Origin of the sequence: Thiomonas bhubaneswarensis (assembly GCF_001418255.1) — a bacterium.
Lineage (GTDB): Bacteria > Pseudomonadota > Gammaproteobacteria > Burkholderiales > Burkholderiaceae_C > Thiomonas > Thiomonas bhubaneswarensis.
The window spans coordinates 57,948-73,272 of the sequence record NZ_LIPV01000011.1 but is presented as its reverse complement, the minus strand read 5'-3'; the positions used below and the strand labels follow the sequence as shown (position 1 = coordinate 73,272).

Sequence of the window (15,325 nt, the reverse complement as noted above, 5' to 3'; positions counted from 1 at the left end):
AGGTGCGATCGCGGTAGCCGTTGCGGCGGTTGAGCCGGGCGGCGCTCTTCTCGTCGTAGCCGGCGCCGCAGCGCCCCTCGACGTCGAGTTCCATGAGGCGCTGGGCCATGAACTGCACCATCTGGCGCAGCACGTCGACATCGGCCCCCTTCTCAGCGAGCTCGGTCAATGCGATAGGGGCGTGGGTCATCGTGGTTTCCTTCAGACAAAGTTGGTGGGTTCGCACCTCAACCTTATCCGGACTTCACGATGGCCACCCCCATCACCAGGGACGACCGGCGCGCGGTGAGCTGCTCCGGGCTACGCCCTTCGCAGCTCACCGCTTCAAAGACTTACACCACGCCCGGGGACATTACCGGCATTGGCGGTCGGTTTGGGGCGTCTTTGCCCCCGTGCCTCGCGCCCATAGCTGGCGCTGTAGGTTTGTCGCCCGAAGTCAAATCCCTCCCCAACCCGCCTCGCCACCATCCCGCGCCCTAATGAACAATCTGGGTTGAACGGGGCCTCATCGCGCTACAGGCCCTACCATTCAGCCATGAAGACTCCTGCCCCCAAGCCCTACACCCGAGCTGCCCAATTGCCTGCGCTGCTCAAACAGCGCATCGTCATCCTCGACGGTGCCATGGGCACCATGATTCAGCGTTTCAAGCTCAGCGAGGCGCAGTACCGTGGCGAGCGTTTCAAGGACTGGCCGCGCGACGTCAAGGGCAACAACGAGCTGCTTAGCCTGACCCAGCCACAGATCATCCGCGACATCCACGAGGGCTATCTCGCTGCGGGCGCCGACATCGTCGAGACCAACACCTTCGGCGCCACCACGGTGGCGCAGGACGATTACGGCATGGCCGAGCTGGTGGACGAGATGAACGAAGCCTCGGCGCGTCTGGCACGAGCGGCCTGCGACAAGTTCAGCACGCCCGACAAGCCGCGCTTCGTTGCCGGGGCCCTCGGCCCCACGCCCAAGACGGCGAGCATCAGCCCCGATGTGAACGACCCCGGGGCGCGAAACGTCGATTTCGAGACCCTGCGGGCAGCCTATGCCCAGCAGACCCGGGCGCTGATGCGCGGCGGCGCCGACGTCATTCTGGTGGAGACGATTTTCGACACCCTCAACGCCAAGGCGGCCTTGTTCGCCATTGACGAGGTGTTCGAGGAGACGGGCGAACGTCTGCCCATCATCATCAGCGGCACGGTTACCGACGCCTCAGGGCGCATTCTGTCGGGGCAGACGGTCACGTCGTTCTGGGCCAGCGTGCGCCACGCCCAGCCGCTGGCCGTGGGCCTGAACTGCGCCCTGGGTGCGGCGCTGATGCGGCCCTATCTGCAAGAGCTGGCCAAGGCCGCGCCCGACACTTTCATCAGCTGCTATCCCAACGCCGGGCTGCCCAACCCGATGAGCGACACCGGCTTCGACGAAACCCCCGAAGTCACGTCGCGGCTGCTGCACGAATTCGCCGCCGAGGGGCTGGTGAACATCGTCGGCGGCTGCTGCGGCACCACGCCCGATCACATCGCCGCCATTCAAGCGGCGGTCAAGAACGAAGCGCCGCGGGCGCGTCGCCGCGCGGGCTTTTACGCCGACGCCGACTGATTCACCTTGGTCTTCGGGGACTTTGTCCGACGCCCGGCGTGCAACCCGGCGATCGCGGCAAAATGGTTCTCTCACCCCATTCTTGCAGGAGACTGAAGATGCAACTGCCCGATATTCGCGTCGGAGACCGCTGGGTCTTCGTCACCCGCACGCAGGAAGAGGCCGAACGCGGCGATCCGGGTCTGGTCATGGCCAACCACGTCACGCATATCGGCGCCGACGGCGAGGTGCACGTCGAAGTGCAGCGCACCAACAAGGCCGATTCGCCAGTGCTGAAGAATATCTATTCCCGCCAGTTCGACCTGCTTTCGCGCGAGATCGTGCCGGGCGAGGCCATCGAATACAAACCGGCGTTTCCGCAGTTCGTGTTTCCACTGAGCGTGGGCAAGAACTGGAAGGACACCATCACCCAGAGCCAGCCCGAATGGGAACTGCACACCCGCCTGGGCGTGAGCGTGAGCGTGGAGGCCGAGGAATCCATCACCGTGCCCGCCGGAACGTTTCACACCTTTCGCCTGCAGGGCCACTACACCGCCGCACAGGCCACGGTGATGACGCACTACTGGTATGCCCCTGCGGCAGGGCGCGCGGTCAAGGGCATCGAGGACACGCTGTCGATCAACGGCGTACGCACCCGGCTGATCTACGAACTGCACTCGCTCAACCGGCTGCGGGGGTGAGCGATTTCAGCCGCCCCTTGAGTTCGCCCTTGACGCGCCTCCAGCCATTGCGCATCTGGATGGTCTGGTACCAAAGATTCTGACTGAAGGTGCGCGGTCTGGCGAAGTGCAGTATCCACGCCGTGCGCACCTGGGGCGATGTGTTCGGGCCGCTGGCGTGCAGCAAGTAAGGATGATGCAGGATGGCGCCACCCGCCGTGATCGGCACATCCACTGCGGCAGCTTCGTCAAAGCCGGTGGCCATGACATAGTGGCTATCGTTCGCTCCCTGCAGCTTCCGGTGCTCGTAGAGCCGTCCGCCATGAGACGCCGGGATGTAGCGCATGGCCCCTCCCATCAGCGGCACATCGGCCATCGGAATCCAGAAATGAACCCGTTGCTTGTAGCGGTAGACCTCGTCGCTCTCGTAATACACATCCTGATGCCAGCGTGTGCCCTGGCCTATGCCCGCGGTCTTGCGGATGACGTGATCGAACGCATACTCCACCGGCATGCCCAGCAGCGCCGCGGCGTAGGCTTCGCACTTGCGGAAGATTTCGGAGTGCTTGAGCCGGGGCTCACGGTCCGCCGTGAAAATGATTTCCTCGGACACCGTCTGGCCGTTTTGCTGCAGGGTCCAGTCGTCGCTGCCTGAGGCCGCCTTGGCCGCGAGCAGTCCGTCGAGCAACTGTGCGGCCTGCGCAAGCTCCTCCCGGCTGAACAGTCCCTCGACAGGCAGATAGCCCTGTCTCGACCAGGTCTCCCGGTCCTGGGGGGTTGGAAGTGGCGATGCAGACTCGGTCATATCCATTGTTCCTCCATGTCGCGTCAACGCGTGTCCAAAGGAAGGGCCGCTGAGCTTCCTTCACGCAAAAAGCGGACCTGCCGCATCAGACACGGCGTTCTGGGGTGAGGGCGCAGAAACGGCGTCTATTGCACGGCCTTGGTGCCATAAGCACGGTTTTTGTGCGATGCAGCATCGATCATCGCGGGCGCGTCGAGGTCTTTCCAACACTCTGCGGTGAGGACCAGGGCACTGGCCCATGACTTGCTTATCGTCAGACAAGGCAGGCGGTTGGCCAGTGCGCCCGGCCTGCCTTCACGAATGGATCGATTGCGTCAGCCCGCACTTGCGCAGTCCCGCAGAAGCCAAGGCGATACGCCCGTGGCGAGGCGCGGATCGTGCGCAGCGGGGGTGGGACGCCAAACGCCAGGAGGGTCGTGCCATGTTGCGAGGAGCTGTGCAGTCACCCTATGACAACGCGGAGTTGTTTCTCCGGGTCATGGACGTGGTGTTTCTGGCTGGCGCGCTGGTGGTCAGCGTGCTGTTGAACGAAGGTCGGCTGGGCGACAACATCTACATGCTGTTCACCACCGCGCTCCTGGTCTTTCAGCTGTGCGCGCGGTTCTGGGGTCTGTATGGCTCGTGGCAACTGCTGCCCCTGCGAGAAGAAATGCGGCAGATCGTCTTGGTCTGGAGCGCCGTGCTGGCGGTGTTGCTGGCCATCGGCTTTACCTTGCATGTGACGGCGCACTACTCGCGGCTATCGCTCGGCGTCTGGGCGCTGGCCGTGCCCATGCTGATGATCGGTCTGCGAGCTGCGCTTCGCCACCAGATCGAGCGCAATGCGCGTCGCGGTGTGGACATCCGCATCCTCGCATTTGTTGGCGCCAACCGCGCGGCCGACCGCATTGCCAACCATTTCAAGACCCGCATGTGGTCGGGGTTGCGCGTTGCCGGGGTGTATGACGACCGGGCGGTCAAGCGCCTGAACCTGCAGAGTCTGTCGCTGATCGGCAATATGGACACGCTGGTGCGCGACGCCAAGGCGGGGCGCGTGGACTTCGTGTTCATCACCCTGCCGGCCTGCGCGGAGCAGCGCATCGAACATGTCGTACGCGAACTCGCCGACACCACGGCCTCGGTGTTCATCGTGCCCGATGCGCGCATTTTCGAGCGTGGCAATGCCAACTGGCGCGAGATCGCCGGCCATCCCATCATCAGCGTGTACGACACGCCGTTCTTCGGTGTGAGCGGGCTGCTCAAGCGCCTCGAAGACATCGTGGTGTCCAGCCTCATCCTCGCGCTCATCAGTCCGCTGCTGCTGGCCATCGCCGCTGCGGTGCGTTTCACTTCCCCAGGGCCGGTGATCTTCAAACAACGACGCTATGGGCTCAACGGGCAGATCGTCGAGGTGTGGAAGTTTCGCAGCATGACGGTCACCGAAAACGGCGATACCGTGGTGCAGGCCAGGCGTGGCGACTCGCGCATCACCCCGTTGGGTGCGTTCTTGCGCAGAACGTCGCTTGACGAACTGCCGCAGTTCTTCAACGTGCTGCAGGGGCGCATGTCCATTGTCGGGCCGCGTCCGCATGCGGTGGCTCACAACGAGCAGTACCGAGCACTGATTCACGGCTACATGCTGCGCCACAAGGTCAAGCCCGGCATCACCGGCTGGGCGCAGATCAACGGCTGGCGCGGAGAGACCGACTGTGTGGAAAAAATGGAAAAACGGGTGGAGTACGACATGCAGTACATCCAGAACTGGTCATTGATCATGGACCTGCGCATCATCGTTGCAACCCTTTTCAAGGGCTTTCGCAACGCGAATGCCTATTGAGCCGGGACCCATCATGGCCTGCTTCGACATCCTGCTGCCCGTGAAGAATGGCGCGGCCTATCTGGGCGAGGCGATCGACAGCATCCGTGCCCAGACCGTCGCCGACTGGCGTTTGCTCATCCTCGATCACGGCTCCACTGACCACACCCTGGAAATCGCCCAGTCTCAAGCGCTGATCGATCCCCGCATCCGCATCCACAGCCTGCCCGATGCGCGTAGCCTGTCCGGCCTGCTCAACGCCGGGCTGGAGTTGTGTGACGCGAAGTACGTCGTGCGCCATGACGCCGATGACATCGCCCGGCCCGAGCGCCTGCGGCATACCGAGGCTGGCTTTGCCGCCTATCCCGAGGCCGTGGCGCTTGGCGGGCAGCTCACCAACTTCGACGACCAGGGACGCACGCTGCGGCAGCATCCCCTGCCGCTCGAACCCGGCCGCATTGCAGCGGCCATGCTGTTCTGCAATCCCGTGGCGCATCCCACCGTGGCCATGCGGCTGGATCGGCTGCAGGCGCTGGGTGCGCGCTATGGCGTGGCCTTCGGCCACGGTCGGCCGCCACAGACGGTGCCGGAGTTCGAGAACCTGGTGGAAGACTATTTCCTGTTCGGCCAGCTCGCCCTGCTGGGCAAAGTTGCCAATCTGCCGCAGCAGCTCATCCGCTACCGCATGCATGCCGGCAGCGTGGGTCGAAAGAAGTTCGCGGCGCAAATGGTCGCATCACAGAGCGTGTCGCGGCACCTGGCGGCGCGGTTGTGTGACAGGGTCGGTGCGGAGCCCTTCGACCCGACGCCTTTCTGCAATCACGGTGGCATGTTGTTCGACCTGGGCGCGCGCACGGACTACACCGCCGAGTTCCACGCCTTGCGTACCACATTGAGGCGCATGGATGCCGACCCCGCTCAGGTCGAGCGCGAGCTGCGCTATCGCCGCGTGCTGTCCAACCGCAACCCCGCGGTCATGCTGGCTCGCTACGCGCTGTTTCGCAGCAGGTGCCGTCCGATGATGAACGAGCACACCACCGTCAAGCTCCACCTCCTCGGCCGCAAGGGCCCGCAGGCGCAACTGATGCCGGACCTCGCTGCTGCATGACCCCCACCAGCAGAGACAAATCATGGACATCGCCTACCTCATTCTTGCTCACGACCAGCCGACCCACCTGCGCGCGCTGATCGAATGCCTGTCCACGCGGGACAGCCACTTCTATGTCCACATCGACAGGAAGTCGCGGTTGGAGGACTTTGACCTGCCTCGCAGTCCGCGGGTGCATGTGCTGCAGGAGCGCGTCAGGGTGTTCTGGGGGGATTACTCCCAGGTCGAGGCCATCGTGACGCTGATGCGCGCCGCGCTGTCGCAGCCCGGACAAAGGCACCCTCGCTTCGTGCTGCTCAGTGGCGCAGACTACCCGGTGCGCAGCAATGCCTTCATCCACCACTTCTTCGAGAAGCACGAGGATCTGGAATTCATCAATCTGGAGCGCATGCCGACGGCCGACGGCTGCAAGACCCTGACCCGGCTGACAAGCTATCAGCCATTGAAGACCTCATCGCGCGTGCTCAATCGGCTCAAGCGAGGCGCGCAGCGGGTGGGCCTGTTGCCCAGGGAGCGGGACTTTGATCCTGCCCTGGGCGACATGCAGCCCTACGGCGGGCATACCTGGTGGGCATTGACGCGTGCGGCCGTGGAGCATGTGCTCGTTGCGATGGAAGCCAACCCGGTCTATGTCGACTTCTGCCGTCACACCTTTTGCCCTGATGAACATTGCTTCCACACCCTGCTCGGCAACTCGCCCTTTGCGGACAAGGTGAGGTGCTGCCCGACCTACGCCGACTGGAGCCGACGCAGTCACCGGCCGGAGAACCTGACCTTGGCGCATGCGGAGTTTCTCACTCACAACCCTACGCAGCCCCCCAGCCGCCATTTTCCGCAAGGCATGCCGTTTCTGTTTGCGCGAAAGTTCACGGCCGAGTCGCAGGAACTGCTGCGCGTTCTGCGGGCCAGGTTGTCGGAGGATGCGTCGGGGTCAGCCAATCAGGCGTCGACCGAAGTGCCGCCGATGGTCGAGCAAGTGCCAGCCTGAATCGTCCCTAGAAGCCGTCATCCATCCAGCAAGCAGCCCATCATGGAACTGTTCTTCTATCGCGGGGTGCTCTCCAATTTCGGGGATGAACTGAACCTCTGGCTTTGGCCGCGGCTGCTCGATGGAGCGTTTGACGGCGAAGGCGATCTGTTTTTTGGCATAGGCTCCAACATCCGCGCTGGCTTTCCTGCGGGGCGTCGCAAGGTCGTGCTCGGCGCAGGGTACGGCGCGTATTCCCCGCAGCCCGAGCGGGACGGGTCGTGGGCTTTCTACTTTGTGCGCGGCAAGCTCACAGCCCGCGTGCTGGGACTGGACGAGTCCCTGGGCATCGGCGATGCCGGGATCTACATCCGCTCGTGCAAGGTGCCACGGCAGCGCATCGGCGGCAAGGTGGCGTTCATCCCGCATTGGGAGAGCATCTGGCGCGGCAGGTGGCAGGAGGTCTGCCGATTGGCCGGGTTGCACTTTGTCGACCCGACCGGGCCGGTCGATGCCGTGCTGGCAGACATCGCCAGTGCCGACTTTGTCGTGACCGAGGCCATGCACGGCGCGATCGTGGCCGACGCCCTGCGCGTGCCGTGGATTGCGCTGCGACCCACGCATGACATTCATCACATGAAGTGGCACGACTGGGCTTCCGCGTTGGGCATGGAGATCGATTGGCAACATGTGCCGGGAAGCTCTCTGCTTGAGATCGCGCTGCAGCACGCCCCTTCGGGTGGACGTCTGTCCAAGTCGCTGTCATTGCAGCGCCGCGCCACCGCCTTCCTGCGCGACAGCACCCCAGACTGGGTCGTGCGGCGCACCGCCGACCGTCTGCACGCTCTGGCCACCGGCGCCGAGCCGCGTCTGAGCAGTGACGCGGCCATCGAATCGGTCCACTCCCGGATGCTGGACCAGCTCCAGCAATTCAGCCGTCAGGAAGGAATGGGCCGTGTTCTCGTTTGAAGCGCAGACAGATGGTGCATGCCGAGCGCAGTGCGTAGGCCGCGTGGCTAAGGACGTCGATGAGGGCGCTTCGTCATGAGCCCGACCCCTGGCGGTCTCAAGGAGAAGGCGTTCTCGGCCGTGCGCTGGACTACGGTGTCCACCGCAACCGGGGTCATCATGAAACTGGTGCAGGTCGTCATCCTCACCCACATCCTGACGCCGGAAGACTACGGGGTCATGGCCATTGTCGCTGCGGTACTGACCTTCCCCTGGGTGATCAACGACACCGGGCTCAACAGCGCCTATATCCATCGGCGCAACGTCACCGATGACGAACGCTCCAGCCTGTTCTGGGGTGGCGCCATCTTTGCCGTGCTGCTGGGCGGCGTGGTGCTCGCGCTGGCCCCGCTCATCGCCTGGATCTACGCAGACCCGCGCCTCCTGCCTCTGCTGGGTCTCTCCTCGGCCACCTTCCTCGTGGTCATCCTGGGCTCGCAGTACCGGCTCGAAGCGGAAAAAACACTGCGCTTTCGGCCCATGGCGGTGATCGAAACGATTGCCGCCCTGGCGGGTACGGCCACTGCCATCTTGACCGCGGTGTACGGCGCTGGCCCGTATACCCTGGTGTGGTCGAGTCTGGCCCGCTCCCTGGTCAACACCCTCCTGTGCTGGGTCTATCTGTCCGACGGCTGGAAACCCAGTTGGCATCTGAGCTGGCGCGAACTGCGGCCCTATATGCACTTCGGTCTGGCCGCGGTATCGAGCGCCATCATCAACAACATCAACCGCAGCCTCGACGTGATCGTGCTGGGCAAATTCGTCCCGGCCAACAGCCTGGGGCTCTACAGCGTGCCGCGCAATTTTGTCGAGATGCTGCAACAGCTGGTCAACAACATCATCTCCCGGGTCGGCTTCCCGTTGATCTCCAGCGTGCAACACGACCGCCCCAAGGTGCAGGCCATCATTGGCGCCACGCTCAATATGGTAGGCGCCATCAATGCGCCGCTTTACGTGGGCATGGCGCTGTTCGCCGAACCGCTGGTGCGGGTGCTGTTCGGAGCGGAGTGGCACCACACCGGACCGTTGCTGGCGATTCTGGCGGTCGTGGGTTATGTCCGCTCCATGCTTGCGCCGACGCGGGGACTGTTGCTGGGTCTGGGTCTGGCGCGTGTCGAGCTGTGGTGGAGCCTGGGCATCCTGGCCCTCACGCTGCCCGCGATCGTGCTCGGCTCCATGCATGGGCCGGCAGGGCTGGCCGTCAGCATGGCGCTGGCTTCATTGTTGCTGCTGGTGCCGACCTGGTACGGCATCTATCGGCCGCTGGCCTCGTTGGGCTTTGCGTCGTATGCGGTACTGATCGTGCGCCCGGTGCTGATCGCGGCGCTGAGCATGGTGCCCGGCGTGTTTCTGGTGCGTGAATTCAGCCAGCCGATCGTTCAGCTAGCGGCCGCTGTGCTGACGACGGCGCCGCTCTATCTGCTGCTGAACCTGCTGGCAAACCGTCCGTTTGTCGACTCGGTGCTGCGCCTGCTGCTGTTGCGGCGCGCGCCTGGCCCGTCCCGATCATGAGCCGTGCACATCCCTTGCGACCAGGGTCGGCCGGGCGGCCCGCGAGGGGTATCGGCCGCATCGCGCTGCTGGCCTTGCTGTGCTCGGCACCTCGGGCGCAGGCCGCGGAGTTTCCGCCGAAACTGGCGTTCGATGCGCCGGGCATCGAGCCCGTGGTGCAACTGCAGCGCACCTGCGAAAGCAATCTGTTCGGTCTGAGCAGCGGCGTTGCGGCGCGGGACTTGTTCGGCGACACGCAGCTCTCGGACTGCTGGACCTCGGCGCAAGCCGGGGTGCGCTTCGACAACGCGGGCGCCGTGGGACGTCTTTACGGCCATGCGCTGATCAACCGCACCCGGTACAGCCATTACGGCGCGCTGGACTTCACCGGCCACGATGTTTCGCTGACCTACAACCTTGATCATGCACCGCATTGGAGCGCGTATGCCTCGGCCAGCGACTACGCCGCGCAGCAGAGCCTGACCATCCTGCAATCGCCACTGCCCGATCTGGTGCGCAGACAGGTGGTGACCGCGGGCGGGGCGCGCCGCGTGGTCGGGCCGTGGGATCTGACCGCCGACACGGCGTTCATCCGCATCCGCAACAGCGCCACCAGCCAGCGCCCTTACGACATGGACATCGACCTGCTGCGCCTCGGCCCGCGCTACACGAGCGCCGCCGGCAACAGCATCGGCTATGCGCTGACCTTCCTGCAGGGCCGCTATCCCAATGCGGCCACGCAGACCGGCAATGCGCCGCTGGCCGACTTCCATCAGGTGGAGAACGGCGTGCAGTTCAACGGGTCGGACGACGCCTACTGGCAGGCTGCGGGCTCGGTGGGCTATCTGCAATACACCGCGCCCAGCCTGCCCGCGCTCGACTTCAGCGGGGTCGTGGCCAATATCGATGCCAAGTTCGCCGTCACCGACAAGACCGCCCTGCGCTTGCAGCTCTACCGCAAGCTGGCCGCCTACAACACCGCCACCACGAACTATCAGGTGATCACCGGAGCACAACTCAGTGCAAGCTGGAGCGTGGACACCGCCGTGCGACTGGCGCTGGACTTCACCCGTGACCAGGCCGTGTTTCCGGGGTCGACCCGGCGCGATCAGATTCACGGCGGCGGGCTGACCGTGGCTTATACGCCCCGGCCGGGCACACAACTTGCATTGCGTCTGGCGCGGTCGAATCGCAGCTCCAACGTGCCAGACCAGAGCTACGCCAATCGCTCCGTGAGCCTGAGCCTGCAGCAAGCGTTCTGAAACATTTACCGGAGGCTGAACTGCCATGCGTATCCGTCGAATCCTGTTGCTGGCTGGTGCCTTTTTCGCACTCGCGTTCGCTCCAGCCGATGCCGGTGAATACCTCCTCGGCCCCGGCGACATCGTCAGCGTGACCGTGTACGGCCACCCCGAATTGCTGGTGCCAGCGGCGCAGGTGGACGCGCAGGGACAGATCGTGCTGCCGCTGCTGGGTTATGTGCCGGTGGGAGGGCTCAGCGCCACGGGGGCGAGCAAGGCCGTGGCCGCGCGGCTCAAGGAGGGCGGCTTCATCCTCAAGCCCTATGTCAACGTGCTGGTGGACAAATACTTCAGTCAGCAGGCCGTGGTGCTGGGCGCGGTGAACAAGCCGGGCAAGTATGTGCTCGACAGCGGCAGCCGCGTCACCGATCTGCTGGCGCAGGCTGGCGGCATCAGCGACGCGGGGGGCGACACCGTGGTGCTGCAACGCACGCAGGACGGCAAGCGCACCGACACCACCATCCGCCTCGACGCCCTGTTCGCGGGTGCGTCGGCGCCCGACCCGGTGGTCAGCGCAGGCGATGTGCTCTACGTGCCCCAGGCGGCCGTGTTCTACATCGAAGGCGAGGTCAACAAGCCCGGCGCCTATCGCCTCACCCCGGGCATGACCCTGCTGCAGGCCGTGGCGCTGGGAGGCGGGCTCACGCGCCGCGGCACGCTCAGCGGCGCCACCATTCACAGCGGCGTCGAGGGCGGCAAGACGGCCGTGCAGCAAGCCGGTGCCGACACCCCGATCCGGGCCAACGATGTCATCGACATCGGCCAGAGTCTTTTCTAGGAGCTGCTCATGGACCTTCAAGCCTTGCTGCTGGCGCTGCGCGCGCGCTGGGGGTTGATCGTCGTCTTCGCCGTCATTGCAGGCGCGGCGGCCGGCATCACCACCAAACTCCTGCCCAAACATTACCTGGCCACGGCGCAGGTCGTGGTCAACAGCCAGTACGTCAACCCCATCACCGGGGCGCAGATGCAGGGCATGCTGATCCCGGCCTACCTCAACACCCAGGCCATGATCCTGACCAACCGCAGCACCGCGCTGCAGGTGGTCGATGCCCTGCATCTGGCGGACGACCCGGCGTGGCGGGCGCAGTACGCGGCGCTCGCCGCCAAGCTCACGCCCGGCGTGGGCAGCCTGCGCGAATGGATCGCGCAGAGCCTGCTGTCCAAATTCAAGGTAGGCACCTCCGACCGCGACAACATCATCAGCCTGAGTTACGACTCGCCCAATGCCGACCAGGCCGCGCGCATGGCCAACGCCTTCCTCGACGCCTACCTGCAGGCCAATCTGGCGTTGCGCACCGGGCCGGCGCAGCGCAACGCGCAGTGGTACGCGGCGCAGCTCAAGGCCCAGCAGGCCGAGCTGCAGCAGGCGCAGGCGCGTCTGGTGGACTACCAGAAGCAGCATGGGGTGATTCTCACGGCGCAAGACCCGCAGGCCACGGCGCCGCTGCAGGCGCTGGCGGCGCAGCAGGCGGCAGCGGCTGCGGCCAACTACGCCGACCTGTCGCGCGCCCAGGTCGCTGCCGACCACAGTGCCGAAGCCATGCGCGACCCCGTGGTGCAAACCCTCAAGACCAGCCTGGCACAGGCCGAGGCCAAGCTCAGCCAGCTCGCCCAGACCGAAGGGCCGAACAACCCGCAATACATCGCCAAGCAAGCCGAGGTGTCCAGCCTGCGCGCCAAGCTGGCGCAGCAGATTGCGACCGTTCAGCGCACCCTGCAGAGCACGGCGCAGGCGTCGCAGCAGAGCATGGCGGCGATGCAGGCGGCGATGCGCGCGCAGCAGCAGAGACTCATTTCCGACGACACGCTGCGCGCCGAGGGTCAGCTCCTGGTGCAGCAGGTTGCCAACGCGCAGAAGCTTTACGACGCCACGCTGAACAGCTACCAGCAAAGCCAGATGCTGTCCAAGTCCGACCAGACCGATCTCACCGTGCTCAGCCGCGCCGTGCCGCCGCTGTCGCCCACCGGGCCGCGAGTGCTCATCACCGTGGCGCTGGGCGGATTGCTCGGGCTGATTCTGGGCATGTCGGTGGCGCTGCTGCTCGAACAGTTGCAGCGCAAGGTGCGCTCGGTGCAGGACGTCATCGACCTCACCGGTGCGCCGCTACTGGGCACCGTGCAGATTCACCCCTTGTTGCTGCGTTGATGGAGACCGTCATGGACATTCCCGCTCCCGTCGATTCCATCCCTGTGCGGCTGGCGCAGCGCTTTGCGGCCCACGACACGCAGGGCGTGCTGCTGCGCTCGGCCTTCCCGCCCCAGCCCGGCCCGGCGCTGGCGGCCGATCCGGGGCGCGACCTCAAGCTCGGCCAGTTGCTGCTCGACTCGGGCAAGCTCAGCGCCGCCGACGCCGAACGCGTGCTGCGGCTGCAGAAGGCCGAGAACCTGCGCTTCGGCGATGCCGCGCTGCGCCTGGGTCTGGTGAGTGAGCAGGACATCCTGCTCGCGCTCTCCCGCCAGTTCGACTATCCCTACCTGGCCCACGGCGCGCATGGCTTCAGCGACGAACTCGTCGCCGCCTTTCAGCCCTTCACCCCGCAGGTCGAGCAGTTGCGCGCGCTGCGCAGCCAGCTCATGCTGCGCTGGTTCGGCGCCGGGCGGCGCTGCCTCGCACTGGTGGGCACGGCGATGACCGGCAGCATGAGCAGTCTTGCGGCCAATCTTGCCGTGGTGTTTTCGCAGCTCGGCGAGCGCACCCTGCTGATCGACGCCGACCTGCGGCGACCGCTGCTGCATGGCCTGTTCAATCTGCCGGCAAGACATGGCCTTGCCGATGTGCTCATCGGCCGCGCCGGGCTGGACGCCGCGGTGCGCCTGGAGCCGCTGCTCGGCCTTACTGTGCTGGGCGCGGGCACGCGGCCGCCCAACCCCGCCGAACTGCTCGCCCGGCCCGCCTTCACCGAACTGCTGGGGCATGCCGCCGACGCCTTCGATGTGGTGCTGGTCAATACCGCGCCCGGCCACGTCGCCGAAATCCTGCCCGTCTGCGCCGCCACGCAGGGCGCGCTGCTGCTCGCAGACCAGCATCACAGCACCGCCGCGGAGGTGCAGGCCGTGTCCCATGCCATTCAGCAGGGTGGCATGACCCTGGTGGGCAGCGTGCTCAACCAGCGCTGAACGCGCAAGGCGCCATGCTGCGAGCCATCACGCGTCCCGAGCTGCGCACGCAGGCGGGCGCGGCACTGGCCATCTCAGCGGGCGCGCTGCTCGCCGTGCTCGGAGGCTATGGCGCGGGCCACCTGGCACTCGACAGTCGCCATCTGATCATTCTGGTGGTGGCCGTCGTGGCCACGTTCGTGCTCGGCGTGCTGTTCTTCTACGCCCGCGAAACCCTGCTGCTGCTCATCATCCTGTTCCGCTCCGACCTCGACCGCATGCTGGAGATGACCAAGGTCGGCATCGGGAGTTCGGGCATGAGCCTGGGAGGACTGCTCAACGCGCTCATCATCGGTCTGCTGGTCATGGAACTGCTCCACCGCAAACGCATCCTCGCGGGAAGGTTGCTGCTGCGCACCTGGCTGCCGCTGCTCTTGGTCATGACCCTCACTCTGCTGTACACGCCGCGTCTCGTGCCGGGTATCAAGAATGACCTGGCGTTGATGTCCTACGCCGCCATCTTTCTGCTGGCCTTTGTTTATGTGCGCGACAAGGCCAGCCATGACCGCTGGTTGTGGGCGGTCCTTCTGTCGAGCCTGGGCCCGGTGCTGTATGGGATGTACCAGCTATTGACGCACAGCGGCTACCAGGCGCCGGCTTACGAGGGCGCGGGTCTTCGAATCAGCAGTTCCTTCACCAATTCCAACATCTTTGCGTTTTATCTGGTGCTCATGGTGTCGATGCTGTTCGTAGTGTGGCGCGGCGGTCTGCTGACCGTTGGACCGCGCCTGCGGCGGCTGTTGCCGCTGTACATCCTCTTGCTGCTGGTCCTGCTCCTGGCGACGAAAACGCGAAGTGCCTGGGGCGCGATGGCCATCTTCTTTTTCGCCTACACCCTCATCATGGAGCGCAAGCTGTTTCCCTTGCTGGTCATTGCGGCGGGAGCGACCCTGCTCTTGCCCGAGGTGCGCGAGCGCATCACCGAACTCACCTCGGGCAACAGCGGCATGTATTACCAGCCGCTGAACTCGTTCGCCTGGCGCAAGGAAATGTGGTGGGACGCGCTGCGGTTCATGGAGCCCGCTCACTACCTTTATGGCTATGGCAAGGAATCCTTCGAGTTTTATTCTGCGATCTTTTTTTCTCACGCCGATGGCGCGCTGGGCCCACCTGCGCACAACGTCTATATGCAGGTGTTTTTCGACGGTGGGGTATTAGGCCTCGGTGCATTTGTCTGGCTGTTGGTGAGCACGGGTGCCATGGCCAGGCGAGTGATGAAAACCGATCGCATGGCGGGTTTCCTGCTGCTGATGTTGGTCATCGAGCTTGCGGTCGTTTCCTATTCCGACAATATGCTTGATTACCTTGTTTTCCAATGGTATTTGTGGTTTGCCTTGGGCGCGGGTTTCAGTTTGCACAGAGTGCGGCAATTTGGGAATGGCGAGCCCTAGAAATCGTGATTTTTGTCCGTTAGACTAAACGACCGTCATTTCTGCATGCCACT

At 64.8% G+C, this 15,325-nt stretch carries 14 protein-coding genes; 12 read left to right on the top strand and 2 right to left on the bottom strand.

Annotated elements, in window-relative coordinates; translation table 11 throughout:
- Window positions 1-190 (bottom strand): transposase (locus ASC45_RS13785; RefSeq protein ID WP_174514726.1); only part of this gene is annotated, 190 nt, incomplete at its 3' end.
- Between the two features lie 345 nt (window positions 191-535).
- Between ASC45_RS13785 and ASC45_RS13780 the strand changes: the two genes are divergently transcribed.
- Window positions 536-1,591, top strand: a complete 1,056-nt coding sequence (locus tag ASC45_RS13780) for a homocysteine S-methyltransferase family protein (RefSeq protein ID WP_055451613.1) — start codon at window positions 536-538, stop codon at window positions 1,589-1,591.
- A 98-nt stretch (window positions 1,592-1,689) separates the two neighbouring features.
- The gene (locus tag ASC45_RS13775) at window positions 1,690-2,271 is read left to right on the top strand and encodes a hypothetical protein (RefSeq protein WP_055451612.1); all 582 of its coding nucleotides are present in this window, start codon (window positions 1,690-1,692) and stop codon (window positions 2,269-2,271) included.
- Here the strand turns inward: ASC45_RS13775 and ASC45_RS13770 are convergent.
- Window positions 2,252-3,055, bottom strand: coding sequence for a phytanoyl-CoA dioxygenase family protein (locus tag ASC45_RS13770; protein WP_055451611.1), 804 nt, complete (start codon window positions 3,053-3,055; stop codon window positions 2,252-2,254). The two genes, ASC45_RS13775 and ASC45_RS13770, sit on opposite strands and share 20 nt — an antisense overlap.
- Window positions 3,056-3,476: 421 nt before the next feature.
- Here ASC45_RS13770 and ASC45_RS13765 point away from each other — a divergent pair, with 421 nt between their 5' ends.
- From ASC45_RS13765 to ASC45_RS13720, 10 genes are all read left to right on the top strand, one after another.
- Complete coding sequence (locus tag ASC45_RS13765; protein WP_055451610.1) at window positions 3,477-4,871, top strand: undecaprenyl-phosphate glucose phosphotransferase; 1,395 nt, start codon at window positions 3,477-3,479, stop codon at window positions 4,869-4,871.
- A gap of 13 nt (window positions 4,872-4,884) precedes the next feature.
- On the top strand, window positions 4,885-5,958 hold the full coding sequence (locus ASC45_RS13760; protein ID WP_055451609.1) for a glycosyltransferase family 2 protein: 1,074 nt from the start codon (window positions 4,885-4,887) through the stop codon (window positions 5,956-5,958).
- A 22-nt stretch (window positions 5,959-5,980) separates the two neighbouring features.
- Window positions 5,981-6,946, top strand: coding sequence for a beta-1,6-N-acetylglucosaminyltransferase (locus tag ASC45_RS13755; RefSeq protein ID WP_055451608.1), 966 nt, complete (start codon window positions 5,981-5,983; stop codon window positions 6,944-6,946).
- Between the two features lie 42 nt (window positions 6,947-6,988).
- The gene (locus ASC45_RS13750) at window positions 6,989-7,894 is read left to right on the top strand and encodes a polysaccharide pyruvyl transferase family protein (RefSeq protein WP_055451607.1); all 906 of its coding nucleotides are present in this window, start codon (window positions 6,989-6,991) and stop codon (window positions 7,892-7,894) included.
- 75 nt (window positions 7,895-7,969) lie between these two features.
- The gene (locus tag ASC45_RS13745; RefSeq protein WP_055451606.1) at window positions 7,970-9,445 is read left to right on the top strand and encodes an MOP flippase family protein; all 1,476 of its coding nucleotides are present in this window, start codon (window positions 7,970-7,972) and stop codon (window positions 9,443-9,445) included.
- On the top strand, window positions 9,442-10,686 hold the full coding sequence (locus ASC45_RS13740) for an outer membrane beta-barrel protein (protein WP_055451605.1): 1,245 nt from the start codon (window positions 9,442-9,444) through the stop codon (window positions 10,684-10,686). Before ASC45_RS13745 ends, ASC45_RS13740 begins: the two co-directional genes overlap by 4 nt.
- Window positions 10,687-10,711: 25 nt before the next feature.
- On the top strand, window positions 10,712-11,503 hold the full coding sequence (locus tag ASC45_RS13735; RefSeq protein ID WP_055451604.1) for an SLBB domain-containing protein: 792 nt from the start codon (window positions 10,712-10,714) through the stop codon (window positions 11,501-11,503).
- Window positions 11,504-11,512: 9 nt separating this feature from the next.
- Window positions 11,513-12,871, top strand: coding sequence for a Wzz/FepE/Etk N-terminal domain-containing protein (locus tag ASC45_RS13730; RefSeq protein ID WP_055451603.1), 1,359 nt, complete (start codon window positions 11,513-11,515; stop codon window positions 12,869-12,871).
- A gap of 11 nt (window positions 12,872-12,882) precedes the next feature.
- Window positions 12,883-13,842 (top strand): chain length determinant protein tyrosine kinase EpsG, encoded by a 960-nt coding sequence (gene epsG, locus ASC45_RS13725; RefSeq protein ID WP_245610070.1) that lies wholly within the window; start codon window positions 12,883-12,885, stop codon window positions 13,840-13,842.
- Window positions 13,843-13,856: 14 nt separating this feature from the next.
- Window positions 13,857-15,272 carry an O-antigen ligase family protein gene (locus tag ASC45_RS13720; RefSeq protein WP_055451602.1) on the top strand — a complete coding sequence of 472 codons (1,416 nt, stop codon included), beginning with the start codon at window positions 13,857-13,859 and terminating at the stop codon, window positions 15,270-15,272.
- The last annotated feature ends 53 nt before the right edge of the window (window positions 15,273-15,325 follow it).

Excerpts from the sequence above, each read along its gene's own strand:
- ASC45_RS13740 (WP_055451605.1), top strand. The coding sequence starts at position 9,442 with ATGAGCCGTGCACATCCCTTGCGACCAGGGTCGGCCGGGCGGCCCGCG.
- ASC45_RS13745 (WP_055451606.1), top strand. The coding sequence starts at position 7,970 with ATGAGCCCGACCCCTGGCGGTCTCAAGGAGAAGGCGTTCTCGGCCGTG.
- ASC45_RS13760 (WP_055451609.1), top strand. The coding sequence starts at position 4,885 with ATGGCCTGCTTCGACATCCTGCTGCCCGTGAAGAATGGCGCGGCCTAT.
- ASC45_RS13765 (WP_055451610.1), top strand. The coding sequence starts at position 3,477 with ATGTTGCGAGGAGCTGTGCAGTCACCCTATGACAACGCGGAGTTGTTT.
- ASC45_RS13735 (WP_055451604.1), top strand. The coding sequence starts at position 10,712 with ATGCGTATCCGTCGAATCCTGTTGCTGGCTGGTGCCTTTTTCGCACTC.
- ASC45_RS13730 (WP_055451603.1), top strand. The coding sequence starts at position 11,513 with ATGGACCTTCAAGCCTTGCTGCTGGCGCTGCGCGCGCGCTGGGGGTTG.
- ASC45_RS13780 (WP_055451613.1), top strand. The coding sequence starts at position 536 with ATGAAGACTCCTGCCCCCAAGCCCTACACCCGAGCTGCCCAATTGCCT.
- epsG (WP_245610070.1), top strand. The coding sequence starts at position 12,883 with ATGGACATTCCCGCTCCCGTCGATTCCATCCCTGTGCGGCTGGCGCAG.
- ASC45_RS13775 (WP_055451612.1), top strand. The coding sequence starts at position 1,690 with ATGCAACTGCCCGATATTCGCGTCGGAGACCGCTGGGTCTTCGTCACC.
- ASC45_RS13750 (WP_055451607.1), top strand. The coding sequence starts at position 6,989 with ATGGAACTGTTCTTCTATCGCGGGGTGCTCTCCAATTTCGGGGATGAA.
- ASC45_RS13770 (WP_055451611.1), bottom strand. The coding sequence starts at position 3,055 with ATGACCGAGTCTGCATCGCCACTTCCAACCCCCCAGGACCGGGAGACC.
- ASC45_RS13720 (WP_055451602.1), top strand. The coding sequence starts at position 13,857 with ATGCTGCGAGCCATCACGCGTCCCGAGCTGCGCACGCAGGCGGGCGCG.
- ASC45_RS13755 (WP_055451608.1), top strand. The coding sequence starts at position 5,981 with ATGGACATCGCCTACCTCATTCTTGCTCACGACCAGCCGACCCACCTG.